At 71.5% G+C, this 17,504-nt stretch carries 14 protein-coding genes; 9 read left to right on the top strand and 5 right to left on the bottom strand.

All coding sequences use genetic code 11. The annotated features are described in order from the left end of the window. Positions 1 to 47 precede the first annotated feature (47 nt). The 4 genes from AB0D28_RS14240 to AB0D28_RS14225 all read left to right on the top strand — a co-directional run bounded on the left by AB0D28_RS14240 (position 48) and on the right by AB0D28_RS14225 (position 6,434). Positions 48 to 1,385: a hypothetical protein gene (locus AB0D28_RS14240; protein ID WP_357385725.1), complete on the top strand. Its 1,338-nt coding sequence runs from the start codon at positions 48 to 50 to the stop codon at positions 1,383 to 1,385. Then, entirely contained in the window at positions 1,378 to 4,977 is a 3,600-nt protein-coding gene (locus AB0D28_RS14235; RefSeq protein ID WP_357385723.1) for a tetratricopeptide repeat protein, read from the top strand. The genes AB0D28_RS14240 and AB0D28_RS14235 overlap by 8 nt, the downstream gene beginning before the upstream one ends. A gap of 138 nt (positions 4,978 to 5,115) precedes the next feature. Then, the gene (locus AB0D28_RS14230; protein WP_357385721.1) at positions 5,116 to 5,577 is read left to right on the top strand and encodes a hypothetical protein; all 462 of its coding nucleotides are present in this window, start codon (positions 5,116 to 5,118) and stop codon (positions 5,575 to 5,577) included. 47 nt (positions 5,578 to 5,624) lie between these two features. Further along, complete coding sequence (locus AB0D28_RS14225; RefSeq protein WP_357385719.1) at positions 5,625 to 6,434, top strand: barstar family protein; 810 nt, start codon at positions 5,625 to 5,627, stop codon at positions 6,432 to 6,434. Here AB0D28_RS14225 and AB0D28_RS14220 read toward each other — a convergent pair. Together AB0D28_RS14220 and AB0D28_RS14215 are read right to left on the bottom strand one after the other, a co-directional pair. Beyond that, positions 6,394 to 8,865: an FtsX-like permease family protein gene (locus AB0D28_RS14220; protein ID WP_357385717.1), complete on the bottom strand. Its 2,472-nt coding sequence runs from the start codon at positions 8,863 to 8,865 to the stop codon at positions 6,394 to 6,396. The genes AB0D28_RS14225 and AB0D28_RS14220 overlap by 41 nt on opposite strands. Continuing rightward, positions 8,862 to 9,611 (bottom strand): ABC transporter ATP-binding protein, encoded by a 750-nt coding sequence (locus AB0D28_RS14215; protein ID WP_357385715.1) that lies wholly within the window; start codon positions 9,609 to 9,611, stop codon positions 8,862 to 8,864. Before AB0D28_RS14215 ends, AB0D28_RS14220 begins: the two co-directional genes overlap by 4 nt. Positions 9,612 to 9,893: 282 nt before the next feature. On the opposite strand from AB0D28_RS14215, the gene AB0D28_RS14210 reads away from it, so the two are divergent. Both AB0D28_RS14210 and AB0D28_RS14205 read left to right on the top strand, forming a co-directional pair. Further along, complete coding sequence (locus AB0D28_RS14210) at positions 9,894 to 10,073, top strand: hypothetical protein (protein ID WP_357385713.1); 180 nt, start codon at positions 9,894 to 9,896, stop codon at positions 10,071 to 10,073. A gap of 602 nt (positions 10,074 to 10,675) precedes the next feature. After that, a complete protein-coding gene (locus AB0D28_RS14205) occupies positions 10,676 to 10,999 on the top strand; it encodes a hypothetical protein (protein ID WP_357385711.1) in 324 nt (107 codons plus the stop codon). Between the two features lie 352 nt (positions 11,000 to 11,351). On the opposite strand, the gene AB0D28_RS14200 is transcribed toward AB0D28_RS14205, so the two are convergent. Together AB0D28_RS14200 and AB0D28_RS14195 are read right to left on the bottom strand one after the other, a co-directional pair. Then, positions 11,352 to 12,035 carry an ABC transporter ATP-binding protein gene (locus AB0D28_RS14200; RefSeq protein ID WP_357385709.1) on the bottom strand — a complete coding sequence of 228 codons (684 nt, stop codon included), beginning with the start codon at positions 12,033 to 12,035 and terminating at the stop codon, positions 11,352 to 11,354. After that, on the bottom strand, positions 12,032 to 13,072 hold the full coding sequence (locus tag AB0D28_RS14195; protein WP_357385707.1) for an ABC transporter permease: 1,041 nt from the start codon (positions 13,070 to 13,072) through the stop codon (positions 12,032 to 12,034). Before AB0D28_RS14195 ends, AB0D28_RS14200 begins: the two co-directional genes overlap by 4 nt. Positions 13,073 to 13,293: 221 nt before the next feature. Between AB0D28_RS14195 and AB0D28_RS14190 the strand changes: the two genes are divergently transcribed. The 3 genes from AB0D28_RS14190 to AB0D28_RS14180 all read left to right on the top strand — a co-directional run bounded on the left by AB0D28_RS14190 (position 13,294) and on the right by AB0D28_RS14180 (position 16,463). Beyond that, the gene (locus tag AB0D28_RS14190; protein ID WP_357385705.1) at positions 13,294 to 14,514 is read left to right on the top strand and encodes a sensor histidine kinase; all 1,221 of its coding nucleotides are present in this window, start codon (positions 13,294 to 13,296) and stop codon (positions 14,512 to 14,514) included. After that, complete coding sequence (locus AB0D28_RS14185; RefSeq protein ID WP_357385703.1) at positions 14,511 to 15,149, top strand: response regulator transcription factor; 639 nt, start codon at positions 14,511 to 14,513, stop codon at positions 15,147 to 15,149. The genes AB0D28_RS14190 and AB0D28_RS14185 overlap by 4 nt, the downstream gene beginning before the upstream one ends. A 210-nt stretch (positions 15,150 to 15,359) precedes the next feature. Beyond that, complete coding sequence (locus AB0D28_RS14180) at positions 15,360 to 16,463, top strand: FUSC family protein (RefSeq protein WP_357385701.1); 1,104 nt, start codon at positions 15,360 to 15,362, stop codon at positions 16,461 to 16,463. Between the two features lie 50 nt (positions 16,464 to 16,513). Here AB0D28_RS14180 and AB0D28_RS14175 read toward each other — a convergent pair whose 3' ends face one another. Continuing rightward, on the bottom strand, positions 16,514 to 17,047 hold the full coding sequence (locus AB0D28_RS14175) for a hypothetical protein (RefSeq protein ID WP_357385699.1): 534 nt from the start codon (positions 17,045 to 17,047) through the stop codon (positions 16,514 to 16,516). Positions 17,048 to 17,504 lie beyond the last annotated feature (457 nt).

The following is a 17,504-nucleotide window of genomic DNA, read 5'->3' as shown; positions in this document are numbered from 1 at the left end:
TGCAGCGACACCCCGTTACGGATCTCGTCGTGGTGGTTCCGGGCATCATGGGCAGCGCTCTGGCCAGAAATGGCGATCCGGTATGGGACGTGTCGCCGGCCGCCGGTTGGCGAGGACTGGTGAGCGCTCTCGGCTCAGTCGCCGCGCTGCGTCTGCCCAGCGACATCGGCGACGAGCATCCGGGAGACGGGGTGGTTGCCGTCGACGTTCTGGGTGGGGTGCACGTCATCCCCGGCGTGTGGTCTCCGGTGGTCGGTTACCGGCGGTTGGTGCGTTGGCTGCGGCAGCGGTTCACCCTGGACCCGACGGAGGCAGGCCGTACGGGCAACCTCGTCGTCTTCCCCTACGACTGGCGCCTGTCCAACCGGTACAACGCCACAGAACTGGAGCGGGTGGTGGTGCCGGCGCTGGAGCGCTGGCGCGGGGCCGGGCATCCACAGGCCCGGCTGGTGTTCATCTGCCACTCCATGGGCGGCCTGGTGGTCCGGTACTTCCTGGAGGTGCTGGGCGGGGCGGCGATGTGCCGATCGCTGGTGACCATGGGCACTCCGTACCGGGGTTCACTTCCGGCACTGCGGTATCTGGTGGACGGGCTGAGGGTGCGGGATCGGGAACTCGCGAGGCTCACCGCCCTGGCGCGAAGCCTGCCCTCGCTGCATCAGTTGGTGCCGACCTATGCCTGCGTGGCCCAACCGGACGGGCTGCAGTACGTGCGGGATGTTCCCGTCGAAGGTCCGGACAAGGCCCTGCTGGCCGATGCGGAAGCCTTTCATCGTGAGATCGCGGACGGCGTTCGCGATCGCTGTGACACATCCCCGTACGAGATTCACCCGATCATCGGTTTCGCCCAGCCCACGCCGACCGTCATGCTTCCCGACGGCGACGGATATGTGTGGTCGAATGAGATCGACGGGCAGGACGAGGGCGGCGACGGCCGGGTGCCGTTCCTGTCCGCCGTGCCGCCCGAGCTTCAGGGCAAGGGGCCACGGGAGCGGGCCCACCTGCAGGCCCACGGCGCCCTCCCGGACGACCGGGGCGTACGTGAGGGGATCGAGTTCGCCCTCACCCAGATCCGCCGGTTCCATCGCGGCCCGAGTGACCCGCGAGCCTTCGGGGTGCGGGTGCCGGAGATGGTGTCGCCGGGTGAACCCCTCACGGTGACCGTTACCGCCGACAGTGACGAGCTGGCGCTGGCGGTGACGATCACCGATGCGTACGCCACCGCAGCACCGCCAGCGGTGACCATGGCCAACCGCGGCCAGGGCCGTTACACCCGCGCCGTCGGAGGTCTCCCACCCGGTCTGTACGAGGTGGCTGTGGCACCCCGAGGCGGCGGGCAGCCGGTGACCAGGCACGTGATGGTGTGGGACGGCCAGGATGGATGACCAGGGGCCGGCACGCTACTTCCTCGGTGTCGCGGTGGAGGACTACCTCCCGGTGTCGGGGCAGCAGCCGCTGGACGGGGCGCGGGACCAGATGGACGCACTGGCCGACAGGCTGGGCGAGTTCGGTTTCCGGACCACCCGGATCGATGACCCGCGCCACGAGAGCCTGCCGGGCCAGCTCGCTGCCTGGCGGGCAGCCAGCGTTGCCGCGGGCCAGCCGGCAGCGGCGTTGGTGGCCTGGTCGAGCCACGCGAGGAAGGACGACGACGGCCAGCTGCATCTGCTGGCCATCGAGAGTGACCCGGCCTTCTCCGACACCAGTTACGAGCCGCGGAAGCTGGCCGAACACGCCCGAGCCGTCGCCGACCAGGCCCTGATCGTGCTGGACACCTGCTACGCGGGCGCCGGGACGGTCGAGGTGGCCCGAAAGACCATCGCCGCGTGGGCCCGCCAGTCACTGCCGCCGGGGCGCCGAGCCTGGCTGGGGGTGCTGGCCGCCGCGCAACCCGACGAAGAAGCCGACGGGCAGGGCCTGCTCGTCGATCAGCTCACCCGGTTGCTCACCGACGGGCCGACGGGCGCCTACCGCGCCCAGTGGGCAGTGCGTACCAGAGGCATCACCGGAAGTGACCTGATTCAGGCCGCACTGCGGGAATGGCCGGACGACTGCGGCCAACGTCTGGTGGATGTGCAGACTGGTGACGCACTGCCCGTGTTCCACAACCCCCGATGGCGGCCCACCAGCCGGCCGGAGCTGGTGGAGCATCTGGTCCGAGCGGCCCAGGGCGGTGACCGGCTCGACGAGGGCTGGTTCTTCACCGGCCGCCACGCCGTCCTGACCGACATCGTCGGCTGGCTCAGGCAGCCACAGCCCGGCATCTACACGGTCACCGGCCCGGCCGGCTGCGGCAAGTCAGCCGTGGTGGGACGCATAGCCGCCCTGTCCGACCCGACGCGGCGAGCGGACCTGTTTCGACACGCGCCTCTCGACGCTGAAGACGCCGACCCGGGCACCGGCAGCGTCGATGCCGCCGTGCACCTGCGTGGACTGGACGTGTCAGCCACCATCACCAGCCTGGCTCACGACCTCGGCCTGGCGCAGCCGGCCACACCCGCCGAACTCGTCGCCGAGGTGTCCCGGCTGGACGTGCCCCCGGTCATCGTCCTGGACGGTCTGGACGAGGCGGCACCAGCTCAGGCCGGCCAGTTGCGTATGGATCTGATCGAGCCACTGGGCCGGGTGGCCAAGATCCTGCTGGCCACCCGGGCCCGAGCCTACGAAGCCCGAATCGCCGACGGGCGGGAGACCACCGAGCAGGGTGACGCGGCGTTGACGATGGTCCCGCAGAGCAGCAGGGTCTTCGACCTGGCGGCGGAGTCTCACGCCGAGCAGGACATCGCCGACTACGCACGGCGACGCCTGGCCGGCGGTGGTCACCCCGACGAGCAGGTCGACCTGGTGGCTGCGGAGATCGCCCGGCGCGCGGTCGGCGACGCCGGCGGGTTCCTCTACGCGCGTATCGTCACCGGCACCCTTGCCCGGCGCATGCTGAACCCCACCCGGCAGGGCTGGGCCACGCTGCTCGGCGGGTCGATCACCGAGGCGTTCGCCGCCGACCTCGCCACCGTCGACCCGATCGAGATCGAGGGCAGGCCGGTCCCCGCGGCCGGCGAGGACCTGCTGCGGGCGCTGGCCTGGGCGCAGGGGCGTGGACTGCCGGCGGGCGAGCTCTGGCAGCGCATGGCCACGACTCTGGGAACGACAGGCGTCGCGTACGGGCCGGACGTGGTGGACGCGGTCCTCGAGCGCTACGGCCGCTACATCGTCGAGGACGAGCAGGACGGACGAGCCGTCTACCGGCTCTACCACAGGGAGTTCGTCACCCATCTCCGTTCGGTGACACAAACGGTGGCGGGCCGCCCCACGGCGGAGGTGGCCGCGGAAGCGGTCCTCCGGCTGCTGCTCGAGCAGACAGACGACGGGCGACGGCCCGATCAGGCCGATCCCTACCTGCGACGCTACCTCTCCGCCTACGCCGTGCAGGCCGGCGCGCAGGGTCTCGCCCCGCTGCGGCGGCTGGCCGAGGCCAACCCCGACGCCTGGCTACCCGACCTCGCCTCGTCCCTGAACAACCTCGGCAACAGGCTCGCCGAGGCCGGGCGACGCGAGGAAGCCCTCGCCCCCACCGAGGAAGCCGTCACCATCCGGCGGCGGCTGGCCCAGAACAACCCCGACGCCTGGCTGCCCGACCTCGCCTCGTCCCTGAACAACCTCGGCGTCAGGCTCGCCGAGGCCGGGCGACGCGAGGAAGCTCTCGCCCCCACCGAGGAAGCCGTCACCATCTACCGTCGGCTGGCCCAGAACAACCCCGACGCCTGGCTGCCCAACCTCGCCGCCTCCCTGAACAACCTCGGCGTCAGCCTCGCCGAGGCCGGGCGACGCGAGGAAGCCCTCGCCCCCACCGAGGAAGCCGTCACCATCCGGCGGCGGCTGGCCCAGAACAACCCCGACGCCTGGCTACCCGACCTCGCCACGTCACTGAACAACCTCCGACGAATCACCACGGACCCAGTGGCGGCGCGAAACAACTTCAGCGAGGTTTTGCGGGATTTCCCGGACCGGACCGACGTGGTGCACCGCCTCCGCGCCGAGTGGGCGGCGGGCCTGGTCGACGAGCATCCGGAAGAGGCGATCATTCACCTCGTCGACATCGTCCAGGCAGACGATGTCCCACCGCCGGTACTCGTCCGGGCCCGCGAGCTACTACGCCGTCTCCAGCACCGCGCGCCCGACCTGGTGCAGCAGGCCTACCCGGATCGTCCCGCCTGGCTCCTCATCACTGACCAGAGCCAGCAGCTCGTGGTCGGCTGGCTCGACACCGCGACCTGGACGGAATCCCGGGACTACCTGCGTCTCCACCCAGAGCTACTTACCGACGCCATCAAGCCCGTGCTCGACGAGCTCGCACTGCTCGGCAATGAGGGTTTCATCGATCTGCACCGAACGATCCTGCGCGAGGCCACAGAGGCGAACATCGACACCGCCTACCGACGGCTCATCCTGGACGACACCCTCAGAGAGTGGATGAACACCAGCACCTGGGAGGAATCACAAGCCTTCCTCACGGCTCATCCCCAGATCCTCGACGAGGTCGATGCCAGGGCAATCCTGCATGGCCTTGTTGCCGGCGAAGCCGACGCCACCGTGCTCGCGCACTCCGCGATCGTCACCCTCGCCCAAGCCATCGGCGTGCCCGAAGCGTACCGATGCTTGACCGACCATCAGCACCTGGACACGCAGGTCCGCGCGGCACTGGAGGCCCAGTCGGCGACGCTCCTGCAAGCCTGCGCCTGGCTCGAAGCACTGCTCTACGATCTGCCCCTCTCCAGCCTCGCCCATCAAGCGATAGCCGCCATCCTTGCCGATCAGCTCACCGACCTACCCGAGGGCCTGTCCGCGTTGGCCGCGCAAGCCGACGTTGACGAACGCAATCGAATGGCCGCTCAGATTGCCGGCCTGCTCCCTGGCCGGCCCGATGCGGCTCCGGCTCTGACCGCCCTGCTCACAGCCGTGCTGTCCCCACCGGGTTGATGACGCCTGCCGGTCGCCACGTCCCCGCCGGCGTCGAGCCTTGGAGAACGGCTGCGGCCCCGAGTTACACGGCATGGGGATCGAGTCAGTCCACGGCAGACACTGATCGGGGCGTGGCCCTCCCGTAAGGTGTCGTCCGTGGGTACGACGAGGGAGCCGGGTTCGTACGAGGTCCGCCTCGGCGTACGGTCGGCCCTCACCCTGCTCCTGTTCTTCCTCCTGCCGGTGCTCCTCGTCGTCGTGGGCGTCCTCACCTGGCCGCAGCAGAGCGCCATGGTGCTCGTCGGCTCGCTCAGCTGTGTCCCGCTCGCCATCGCCGGCGCCCCGCGCGTCCGGGCGATCCGGCATCGACGCAGCATCGTCGCGATCGACTCGCGCGGGGTGCGCCTGGGCCGGGACGACCACGGCAACGCAACCGTGCTGGAGCCGTGGCCGGCGGTCGACGCGGTGGTGCACTTCGACGCCAGGCGCAGCGGTGCCGACGACGAGTGGGAACGCTGCGTCGGCGTCGTTCGCGGCGGCCGGATCGTCAGCTACCGAGGCCTGGCGGGCAGCCGGTTGAACCTGGCGGGCCGCCCAGGCAACCGAGCGCTTCGGTGATGGCAGGCCCCTCCGCGAGGCGCCCGACGTGCGTGACCTGCCACGCGGTGCGTTCGACAGCCTGCCTCTGCCGCTACCCGACGGGTGGCTGCACGGCGCCGCACGGTCCGGAGAGGAACGCGGTACTGGTCGAGATTGACGGCCGCGAGGTACGAAGCGAAGGCGACCTGCACCGGCTCCTCGCCCACGCCCTCGACTTCGGCCCGCACCACGGATCGAACCTCGATGCCCTGTGGGACCGGCTGAGCAGGGACGTCCCCCGCCCGGTACGAGTCGTCTGGACCCACTGGCGGGTCAGCAGGCGGAACCTCGGCGCGCAGCAGTTCGAGAAGATCTGCGACCTGCTGCGCGCCGTCCAGGCGGAGGATCGAAAGTCCGGTCGCCAGGAGCGGTTCGAGTTCGAGCTGTCCTCGGGGGCGCCGGATGCGCTCGCGGGTGACCGCCGGCGGCGAGGGCAGGCGTTGCGGCGAGTGCTGTTCTTCCTGGCCTGCGTCGCGGTCGGTGTGGCCCTGTTGATGCTGCTCAGCGCCGGCAATGGCGCCGGACGGTGGTTCGGCGTCACGTTCTGCGCTCTCCTGGCAGTCGGCGGGGCCGTCGGCGGCCGGTGGGGGCGCGGGCCGGTGGCGCGAGGCGTACGCGCTCCGCACCTGGCCAGGGGTGCCCTGGCGAGCCTGCCGTTGTGCGTGCTGGCCGGCGTCCTCATCTGGTGGCGGCCCTCGGTGGGAACCGGCCTGCCGATCGTGCCGTTCCTGATCTGCATGACGCTCGGGTTGCTCCTGATGGTGCCGGTCGGCTTGATGGGCGACGACGACACGCCTACTCCTTCAGGCCGATGTCGTCGATCGGCGGAGTGCTGAGCAGCCGCCGGACCGGCCACACCGTGCTCACCAGCGCCAGCAGCGTCGTACCGCCGAGCACCGCCGCCCATCCGAGCGGCGGGACGTACGGGATCGGGCTGCCGGTCAGTCCGTTGACGATCGCGGCCAGCGTCAGCAGCGCGATCGTCGCGCCGATCAGCACCGCGGTGCCGAGCAGCCCGGCCTGTTCGGCCTGGACCATGCCGCGAATCTGACGGCGGGTGACCCCGACCAGTCGCAGCAACGCCAGCTCGCGGCGGCGGGCCAGCGCCGCCAGCACCATCGTGGTCGACGCGGCCAGCGCCGCGTACCCGACCATCACGCCGATCAGCAGCCGGTTCAGCCAGGCGCTGAGCGCCAGATCGGTGCTGAGCAGGCGGGTACGGGTGGCGGCGTCGAGAACCTCGGCACCGGGCCGCCCGGCCGCCCACGTGGCCAGCGCGGCGTCGGCGTCCGCCCCGCCTCGGACCAGCACCTCGTCGACGGTGTTCCCCGCCGTGTGCCCGGCGACCGTCTCGGCGGCCAGGGTGACGTCGCCGAAGCCGAGGCCACGCTCGTAGATCGCGACGATCTCCAACGTGACCGGAGTGCCGTCGCCCAGCCAGAGTTCCGCCTTGTCGCCGACGTCCCAGCCGGACGAGGACGCCTGTGTCGCGGCCAGGGCGACGGTGCCGGCGCGCAGGTCGGCCAGGTTGCCCTCGCGCACGGCGAGGTCCATCGTCGACGTGACGTCCGCCGGGTCGACGGACTGCGCGCCGACCGGCTCGATGCCGCCGAGCGCCCGCACGACGACCTGGGTGCGGCGTACCCCGGTGGCCGCCCGCACCCCGGGCAGCTCGCCGATGTCCCGCGCCGCGTCGGCGGGCAGCCCGCCCGGAGCGGTGATCACCCGCTCGGCGAGGGTTCCGGCGCTGCTCTGCGTGGTGGTCTGCCGTTCCAGGTTGTTCTGCAGGAACCAGACCGAGCCACCGAATCCCACGGACAGCACCAGGGCGGTCAGGACGGTCGCCATGCCCTGCGCGTTGGCCCGCAGGTTGGCGGCGGCCAGGTAGCCGCCGGCCCGCCAGATGCGCGGCAGCACCGGGGTGAGCAGGCGTGCCGCGTACGCGTTGATCATCGGCGCGAGCAGCGCCACCGCGATGACGAACAGGTAGAGCATGCCGACCGCGCCGGCCAGTGCCCCGGCCGACCCGCCGGCGCCGAGCGCGAACGCCCCGGAGCTGCCGGCCGCCGTCAGCGTCAGCACGCCGGCGATCGGCCGTACCGGGCCGCTGCGCCGAGGTTCGACGGCGATCTCGCCGAGCGCCTCGACCGGCTTGATGGCGGTGACCCGGCGGGCGGCGACCAGCGCGGCGAGGACCGCCACGAGGATCGCCGTACCGATGGCGGCGGGCACCGCGAACAGGCCGCCCGCCATCGGGAAGCCGGCCGGCACGAACCCCCGACCGATGAGTTCGCCGTGCACCCAGCGGGCCGCCAGCAGGCCGGCCGGGCCGCCGACCGCGGAGCCGGCCAGGGCGAGCAGCGTGGCCTCGGCAACCAGCATGCGGCGCACCTGTCCCGGTGTGGCGGCGACCGCGCGCAGCAACGCCAGGTCACGGCGACGGTGCCGGACGGACAGCCCGATGGTGCCGGCCACCACGAACACGATCAGCAGGACGACGTACCCGCCGAAGGCCGACCCGACCTCGACCAGCAAGCCCCGGGCGGCCTGGCTCTCCGGCTGCTCGGCCTTTCCGCGGTCCTTCCCGGCGTACGTCGTGGCGCCGGCCGCCGACGCGATCTCACGCACCGCGTCGAGGTCGGCGCCGGGCGCCATGCGTACGCCGATCGCGTCCACCCGGCCCGGGTGGGCGGAGAGGCGGGCGGCCTGCGCGTCGGTGAAGAACACCGCCGCCGAACCGGTCTCGGCGGTGCCGCTCACCCGGTACGACCGGCTGACCCCGCCGACGACCAGGTCGACGCGGTCGCCGGGCGCCATGCCGAGCCGGGCGTCGACGACCACCTCGTCGTCGAGCCGTGGCTCGGCTCCGGCGGTGACGGGACGGCCGGTGAAGGCGTACGTCTGCCAGCTGTGGCCCACGGCGGCGGGCGAGCCGATCGGCACCGCGTGGTCGCCGGCGACGGCGGTGACGCCCGGCACCCGGCGGATCCGGTCCACTAGGCCGGCGTCTACAGTGCCACCCTCGGGCAGCGTCACGGTGCTCGTGGTGGTGTCGCCGTCGAACTCCCGGGACGTGTGGCTGATCGTGCGGTTGGCGACCACCGCGTCGGCGCTCGCCCAGAGCCGCGGCTCCGGGCGGAACCGCAGCCCCGATTCGACGAGCGTGCCCATCGCCACCAGGATCAGCACGCCGACGATCAGGGCCACCAGGGTCGCGGCGGCGGGTCCGGCGCGGTGCCGCAGCAGGCGGGCGGCGAGGGCGGTCATCGGAGGACCCGCCCGTCCAGCGACGCGAGCTGCTCGGCGATCCGGACGGCGCCGAGCTGCGGAAGGTCGGCGACGATCGCGCCGTCGGCCAGCACGAGCACCCGATCCGCGTACGAGGCGGCGATCGGATCGTGGGTCACCATCACCACCGTCTGCCCGTGTTCGTCCACCACCGCGCGCAACAGCGTCAGCACCTCGGCGGCGGTCCGCGAGTCGAGGGCGCCCGTGGGCTCGTCCGAGAAGATCACCTCGGGGCGGGTGGCCAGTGCCCGGGCGATTGCCACCCGCTGCTGCTGACCGCCGGACAACGCCGCCGGCCGGTGGTGCAGCCGGTCGGCGAGGCCGACCCGCTCCACGACGTGGGTCAGCCACGCCCGGTCCGGGCGCACACCGGCCAGACGCAGGGGCAGCACGATGTTCTCCTCGACGGTGAGCGCGCCGATCAGGTTGAACGCCTGGAAGACGAACCCGATCCGGGTACGCCGCAGCTCGGTCAGGCGCGTCTCGGACAGCCCGGACAGGTCGGTGCCACCGAGGACCACCCGGCCGTTCGTGGGGCGGTCGAGCCCGGCCGCGATCTGCAACAGCGTGCTCTTGCCGGAGCCCGAGGGCCCCATCACGGCGGTGAAGGTCCCCCGGCCGAAGCCGACATCGACGCCCGCGAGCGCGGTCACCTGGTTGCGGCCGGTGCCGTACACGCGGGTGAGTTGTTCGACGCGTACCGCCGGTTCGATGGTCTGTCCCATTCTGGTGGCCTCTCTCCGTGTCATCGGCGGCAGCTGCACGCACCAGAAACGCTATTGACCTGGAGGAACGACAACCATCCAGCGGACTGCCCGATCCCGGTACAGCAGGCGCTACCACCGACCCGGGCGCTCGCCTGGCAGCATCCGTGATGGCCGGGACGAGGTAGCCGCGCGGCGGCGGCCCGCTCCTGCCGGCTGGACGCCCCTTCCCTGCCGACGGCCGCCACCTGGGCGTGCGCACCGGGCCAGCGGCGCCGCTACCGGATGCAGAGGATCGCAGGCATGACCGTCGAGGTGCGCCGTGACCGCTGGTACGCCCTGCTGATCGTCGGCTTCCTCGCGCTCGGGCTCGGATCGGTGATCAAGAACCAGCTCATCGCGGCGGGTGGCTACCCCGAGCTGAACCCGGCCGGGAGTGCTCGTGCGGTTGTCAGGTACCCGGCCACCCGCAGCGTTACCTGACCGTTACCTTTCGCGCTGAGTGAGGATGCTTCACATCCGCCTTCGCAACATATACGGAGCAACAAGTCTAACCAGACACCAAGGCAACGCTGCGTAGCGAACCGCATAGCGCCGCATCAATGGCGCCCGCCAAAACGGCCCCCACGACGGAGAGAATCGCCTATACGCTCACAGCGTCAGACGCTTTCTTAAGGGCGGATGACCGATAAACGAGTGGCCTCAGTTGCCACGCGATGCGTAAAGGAGTGCACGGGGGATGAAGTGGATGCGAACTCTAGGAATGGCGACTGCCGTTCTCGCCGCAATCGGCGGGTCCGCGCTTGTCGGCTCGCCTGCCTCGGCAGACTGGAACGGCAAGCCGTGTCAGGTCCAGATTACCGAACCCGGAGTCACCGGCAACGCCTGGGGATGGTGCGACGGCACTGGTCCTCAGCGCTACGAAATCTGGATCAAGTGTGAAAACGGCAAGACCTATGTAAGCGCCTCCAAGCCTTGGTTCGGGGATCGTCGGGGCGCCTCCGTGTGGTGCCCGTCCGGGCTCTGGGCAGTTACCGCAGGCGGACGCCGAGCCTAACCAGAGCAGCAACTTCCAGGAGGCGAAAGTGATTCGTAAGCTGGCAGTCAACGCAGCCCTTTTGGCCGCGAGCGCCGCTACCGCAGCAACCGTCATGGCCGCTCCGGCCTCGGCTGGCTCCGCTAAGGCGGAATGGTTCGGCGACGTCCATGTGACGCTGAACACCCCAACCAGCTATGGGGGTTGGGTCGACGGCAACGGCCCGGACAGCTACCGCTTCTTCGTGATTTGCTCAAACGGCAAGACGTACAACGGCGTCACTCGATGGGCTGGAGACCGGCGCGGCTCGTTCGGCTACTGCCCGTCGGGCACCACCGCTAGTTACAAGGGCCGGACCGAGATTCCCGCCTAGTCAGTCCTGGGCGCGTCCGCCAGATTTGTGCGACGGATGGCCCGGTACACGCTGGCTTGTGCTCGACGCGGGCGGCAGGGGTCGTGATGATCGATGCATGACGACTCCTCGCCGCCCGTATCGCACTGTGAAACGCCCGGGATATTGTAGAGACCTTGATATTCCCCGGCTTCTCGGAGACGCGTCGATTGTGCAGTCGCCGATGGGTCCCATCGATGGCGTCGGGCCAGCTTCCTGCCCGTTACCTTTTTGACCATCCCCAGCCGGAAACCCTCGGTCGCCCGGCCCGGTATGACTGGGACTGTCCACGCAGCTCGTCGTCGCGGGATCGGCGGACCATGAGTTCCGAGCCTCAACGGGCCGGTGCCGGCAGGTGCAGGCGGCCGTCGTGGACCTCGGCGACCTGGTCGACGGCGGTGAGGTGGGTGCGGTCGTGGGTGACCAGGACGGTGGCGGTGGCCTGCTGGTGGGTGAGGCGGGTGATCAGCTCGATGACGGCGGCGCCGCGTTCGTGGTCGAGAGCGCTGGTGGGTTCGTCGACGAGCAGGACGGTGGGGTCGTTCATCAGGGCGCGGGCGATGTTGACGCGCTGGCGCTGACCGCCGGAGAGCTGGTGCGGCCGGCGGTCGGCCTGGCCGGCGAGGCCGACCGCGTCGAGGAGTTCCACGGCGCGGGTACGGGCTCTGGCCGGTGGGCGGCCGTCGATCTGGGCCATCACCTGGAGTTGCTCGGCGGCGGTGAGGGAGGGCAGCAGGTTGGGCTGCTGGAAGACGATGCCGATCTTGTGGCGGCGCAGGTCGGCGAGTTCGCCCCGGGTCATTCCGGCGGTGGGGGTGTCGTCGATGGTGACGGTGCCGGAGTCGGGGGTGATGAGGGTTGCGGCGACCGCCAGGAGGCTGGACTTGCCGGAGCCGGAGGGGCCGATCACGGCAGTCAGGCTGCCCTTGGGTACGTCCAGGGTGACGCGGTCGAGGGCGGTCAGCCGTCCCTCGCCGTCGGGGTAGGTGAGGGTGATGTCGGTCAGGTTCAGGCTCATCGGGCGCTCCCCAGGGCGGTCAGCGGGTCGACGGAGGTGATGCGGCGGATCGCCAGAGCGGCGCCGAGGGCGCCGAGGACGACTGTCACGGCCGCGGGAAGGACGACGGTTACCGGGGTGAGGAGGAACGGCACCGTCGACCCGGCGACGAGGGCACCGAGTACGGCGGCGAGGCCGGTGCCGAGCAGGGTGCCGCCCGCGAGCAGGACGACGGCCTGCCCGAGGGCGTCCTTGAGAAGGTTGGCGGTGGGGGCGCCGAGGGCCTTGAGCACTGCGACGTCGCCGCTGCGCTGGATGGTCCAGACGGTGAAGAAGGCCCCGATGACGAGGGCGGAGATGGCGAACAGGAAGCCGCGCATCAGCTGCAGGGAGCCGTTCTCGGAGGTGTAGGAGCCGATCGCGGACAGCGAGTCGGCGACGGAGACCGTCCTGGTGCCCGCCTGCCGGTCGGTGGCCGCCAGATCGGCCCCCGAGGTGGTGGTCAGGGCGACAACGGTGGCCGTCGGGCTGCCGTCACCGGTGCCGGTGGGAGGCGCGCTCCTCTGCCACACGCCCAGGCTGATCCACACCACAGGGGTGTGGCTGAAGGAGGCGTCGCCCCGTACGGCCGCCACGGTGAGTTGCTGCCCGGCCAGGGTGACGGAGTCGCCGGCCCGCACACCGAGGTCGTCGGCGGCCTTGGTGGACAGCACTGCCGAGCGGTCGTCGATCCGGCCGCTGTCGGGGGCCAGACGGGAGCCGGGCTGGACGCCGAAGGCGGAGACCCCGACGCTCCTGTTTCCGGCGGTGGCCCTGGTCGTGGTGATGCCCAGCGGTTCGGCGCCGGTGACTCCGGGGGCCTCGGCCCACTGCTGCCACTGCTTCTGGGTGACTGTCGAGTTGGAGTACGACACGTCCTGGCCCTCGCCGGGCGCCTGGAAGGCGATCCTGTCGGCGGGCAGGCCGGTGATGGCGGAGATGTTCTGCTGGCCCAGTCCGGCCGTCAACCCGGACAGCAGCCCGACCAGCAGGGTGATCAGCACGATGACGGCCCCCATCAGGGCAAAGCGTCCCTTGGCGAACTTCAGATCTCTCCAGGCGACAAACACGGCAGTGGCCCGTCCTCTCGGCGGTGAAGCGGTACGACTCCACCATCGCGGCCGGTGCCGGCGTCCGCGTCTGGCGTAGGCCGGCACTTCAGAGGCCGAAAGACGGCGCCCGGGTTCCAACTTTCGATAGAGGCCCCGGGTGCGCCGGCGCCGGTAACGTGGGACGCACTGTGAGCACCGCTGCCCCTGCCCTGACCCCGACCACCCGAGCCCTGGCCTGGTGCCTGCACCTGCTGATCATCGGCCTGCTCGTCCTGGCCGCAGGCCGGGCGGTGGCCGACGACCGACCCCACGCCGGATCGATCGTCGGCGTGGCGGTGGCGTGCGGTCTGGCGTACGCCATCGGGCCGCTCCTTCCCCGCATCCGGCGCTCGCGGCGGGCCGCGGCCTGGTGGCTGGCCGCCGTCGGCGCGGTGTGGCTGGTGTTGCTGGGCCTGTCCCCCGACGCGATCTGGGTGGCGTTCCCGCTGTACTTCCTCCAGCTCCACCTGCTGCCGCGCCGCGCCGGCCTGGCCGCCGTGATCGTGACCGCCGTGGCGGCCATCGTCGGGTTCGGCGCCCACACCGGCTCCTTCACCCCCGCCACGGTGATCGGTCCCGCGCTCGGCGCCGCCGTCGCCGTCGGGGTGGTCTGGGGATACCAGGCCCTGTATCGGGAGAGCGAGCAGCGCCGGCAGCTGATCGAGGAACTCACCGCCACCCGGGCGGACCTGGCCCGGGCCGAGCACACCGCCGGCGTGCTCGCCGAGCGGGAGCGTCTGGCCCGCGAGATCCACGACACCCTCGCCCAGGGCCTGTCCAGCATCCAGTTGCTGCTGCGCGCCGCCGAGCGCGCCCTGCCCGGCCGGCCCGGTGCCGCCTCGGGTCACGTCGACGCGGCCCGTCAGGTCGCCGTGGACAACCTCGCCGAGGCCCGCCGCTTCGTCGCCGCGCTCACCCCGCCCACCCTGGAAGGCACCACCCTGGCCGGGGCCCTGGAACGCCTGTGCACCACCACCAGCGCCCGCCATCGCCTCAGCGCCCGCTTTCACCTCGTCGGCGACCCAGTGTCGCTGCCGACCGCCCATGAGGTGGCTCTCCTGCGTATCGCCCAGTCCACAGTCGCGAACACGGTCCGCCACGCCCAGGCCACCACGACCGACGTCACCCTCAGCCATCTCGGCGACCGCGTCGCCCTTCACGTCGTCGACAACGGGCGCGGCTTCGACCCGGAACAGCTGCCCGTCCCCGACGTCGACAGCGGCGGCTTCGGCCTGGCGGCCATGCGCGCCCGCATGAACGCCCTCGGCGGCGCCCTCACCGTCGAATCCGCGCCCGGCCACGGCACCGCCCTGACCGCCGAGCTTCCCCTCACCCCGCCCACCAGGACCGAGCCCGAGGGCCGCCCGTGACCGACGACGCCGCCATCCGCCTCCTCCTGGCCGACGACCACCCCGTCGTACGGGCCGGACTGCGCGCCGTGCTGGAAACCGAACCCGGCCTCGTCGTCGTGGCCGAAGCCGCCACCGCCGAGGAGGCCGTCACCCGCGCCGACGCGGGCGACATCGACGTCGTGCTGATGGACCTCCAGTTCGGGAAGGGCATGGGCGGTGCCGAAGCCACCGCCCGGATCACCGCCCGCCCGGAAGCGCCGCGCGTGCTGATCGTCACCACCTACGACTCCGACGCCGACACCCTGCCCGCCATCGAGGCCGGCGCCACCGGCTACCTCCTCAAGGACGCGCCACCCGAGGACCTGGCCGCCGCCGTCCGTACTGCCGCCGCCGGACGCACCACGCTGGCGCCCACCGTCGCGAACCGGCTGATGAGCCGCCTGCGTACGCCGGGCACCGCCCTGACCCGACGCGAGACCGAGGTCATCGCCCTGGTCGCCGACGGTCTGTCCAACCACAGCATCGGCACCCGCCTCCACCTGACCGAAGGCACCGTCAAGTCCCACCTGGCCCGCGTCTACGCCAAGCTCGGCGTCGAGTCGCGCACCGCCGCCGTCGCCACCGCCACCCAACTCGGCCTCATCCGCCGCTGACCCGGGCACGTGCGGGTCGTCACGGGCGTCGGTCACGGGCATCAGAAATGGGAAGCCGTCGCCGAGGTGCCTCGCCACTCCTCTCGAGGAATCCTCGTCACGCTGCCTGCCAACCGAGCGATTGAGCAGGTCACAGCCGGGGTAGTGGCCCTCCTCGCGGAGATCGATCGGCGGCCGGTCCCGGTCCGCCCGGCGAGAGGGGCACCACCGGTGCGGACCTGGGTACGCGGCGCCGCCGCGCGGCTGCGCAGCGACGGGATGACAGTGGTCGAGCTGACCGCCGCCGCCGTGGTCGCCTGGATCGTGGCGGCGGTGGTGATCCGCCACCCGGACCCGTTCTTCGCACCGACGGCCGCGCTGGTCGTGCTCGGCGAGTCCCGCGGGCGGAGACTACGGCAGACCGTCGAGATCCTGCTCGCCGTCGCCGCCGCCGTGCTCGTCGCGGAACTACTGGTGTACGCGTTGGGCCCGGGCACCGACACGGTCCTGCTGGTGCTGCTGCTGACCACCACGACGCTCGTGGTGATCGGAGCCCGCCGCGCCCTGGTCGTGCAGGCGACCGTCTCGGCCATGTACCTGGTCGTGGTGTCCGCGCCGAACGGGACGCTCATGCCGTTTCGCTTCGTCGACGCGCTCATCGGCGGCGCCGTGGCGCTCGCCGCCAGCCAGCTGATGGCCGCCCGCGACCCGCTGGCACCACTTGTTGCCCAGGCCCGCCGCAGCTACACCGACCTGGCCGACCTGCTCGACCAGGTAAACGCGGCGCTGCGGGGCTGCGACGAGGACGCCGCCCGCGCCGCCCTGGAGCGGGCGCGCCAGGTGGACGACTGCGTCGCCGAGATGCAGGCCGCGATGCTCGCCACCGGTGAGACGCTGCGACTGGGACTGCGCCGCCGGCACCTGGGCAAGCTCGTCGAGGTGGAGGCCACACTGCGGCAGCTCGACTACGCCGCCCGCAACATCCGCGTGCTGGCCCGCGCCGGCGTGACCCTGACCCGCCGGCACACCGCCACCCCGCCGGAGCTGGCCGCCGCGATCGGCGCGCTGACCTCTGCCGTACGGTCGGCTGGTGAGGCCATGGCCCACGACCTCACCGGCGCCGACGCCGACCGGCACGCGCAGCGGGCCGACGCGGCGGCCCTGGAGGCGGTCCGGATCGCCGCCGGCCTGCTGCGGACCGATCCGCCGCTGCCGGTCACCATGATCGTCGGGCAGATCCGGGCGACCGCGATCGACCTGCTGCGCGGCGTCGGCCACGACGACGTGACGGTGCTGGACCGGGTGGACGAGGCGCTCGGCCTGAGCCGGAGGTGACGCCGGGCGTCCGGCGATGCCCTTCGGCAGGTTCCCCAGCCGTTCCGTCGCTATCTGTTGGCGATGCCGATCGCCGCGAGACCGCCCAGCAATCCGCCCGCGTGCATGGTCAAGCGCAGGTACCACTGCCATCCCTTGAGCCGGCCCGGGTGGTACGTGAGGGCGTGCATCCGGTGCGCGACCAGGAACCAGCCTGTCCACGCCACGACGACCACGGCCAAGCCGGCCGCCACGCCGGTCAGCATCGGCTGCTTGTCGTCGTCCGAGATGCCGGCCGCACTCAGCAGGGGCCATAGTGCGAGGAACGGTAGGACCAGCCAGAACTTAGCTGTCAACGCAAGCGGAGCCACCGCCGCTCTTCCCCGCGACGCGAGCAGAGCCCCCGCTGACTGAGAAAGTCCCATGAAGACGGAGAACACGCAAAGCCCGAGTACGAGGTGCGGCCACCCATTTGTCGCACGTGCCGCGGCGACCAGAATCGGCAGCAGGAACAGCCCGGCGAGAAAACCCACCAGCCTGCCGGCGGCGAACCGGGCGATGAACCTGCCGATCGACGGCAGAGGATCCCACTGCTGCGTCCGCACCGGTGACATCGTGGGGGCCGGCCCGGCCGCCGGGACCTGATTCGCCGGCTCCGCGGGGACCGTCGTGGCCCGTTGTGCGGGTTGAATGTGCGCGTGGCGCGGGGTCGGCGGGCGTCGCTTCCGTGCGCCTTTCTGGCGGCTGTTACGTCCTCGGGATCCCATCGGTTCAGGGTGTCGGGTGTCCGCAACCCACCGTCCATCGCTGGTCGTCCCGGCTGCCCTCGCCCTGAACGGTTGCTGTCGGTAGTTGCCGGCACTCCGCGTGGGTCGTCAGCACCCGGGAGGTGGTGGGGCCGGCGCGGTACAGGGGACGGACGGAGCCTCCGCGCACGCTCCGAAGGTGATCGTGGGGAACTGATGCGGGGCGCTGCTTCCTCGCCTAAGCTGCGTCACATACGCATCGACACTAATCAATAGCAGATGCCGGCGACCGGGGTCGGCCCACCGGCAACCACCG

The sequence above is a fragment of the Micromonospora sp. NPDC048169 genome, from assembly GCF_040652815.1.
Lineage (GTDB): Bacteria > Actinomycetota > Actinomycetes > Mycobacteriales > Micromonosporaceae > Micromonospora.
The sequence above is the reverse complement of the archived record's forward strand: the minus strand, read 5'-3'. Positions and strand labels throughout refer to the sequence as shown.

Coding starts and splice junctions, on each gene's coding strand:
- AB0D28_RS14220 (WP_357385717.1), bottom strand. CDS start 8,865: ATGACCGCCCTCGCCGCCCGCCTGCTGCGGCACCGCGCCGGACCCGCC.
- AB0D28_RS14200 (WP_357385709.1), bottom strand. CDS start 12,035: ATGAGCCTGAACCTGACCGACATCACCCTCACCTACCCCGACGGCGAG.
- AB0D28_RS14210 (WP_357385713.1), top strand. CDS start 9,894: ATGACCGTCGAGGTGCGCCGTGACCGCTGGTACGCCCTGCTGATCGTC.
- AB0D28_RS14240 (WP_357385725.1), top strand. CDS start 48: ATGGGCAGCGCTCTGGCCAGAAATGGCGATCCGGTATGGGACGTGTCG.
- AB0D28_RS14235 (WP_357385723.1), top strand. CDS start 1,378: ATGGATGACCAGGGGCCGGCACGCTACTTCCTCGGTGTCGCGGTGGAG.
- AB0D28_RS14215 (WP_357385715.1), bottom strand. CDS start 9,611: ATGGGACAGACCATCGAACCGGCGGTACGCGTCGAACAACTCACCCGC.
- AB0D28_RS14195 (WP_357385707.1), bottom strand. CDS start 13,072: ATGGGGGCCGTCATCGTGCTGATCACCCTGCTGGTCGGGCTGCTGTCC.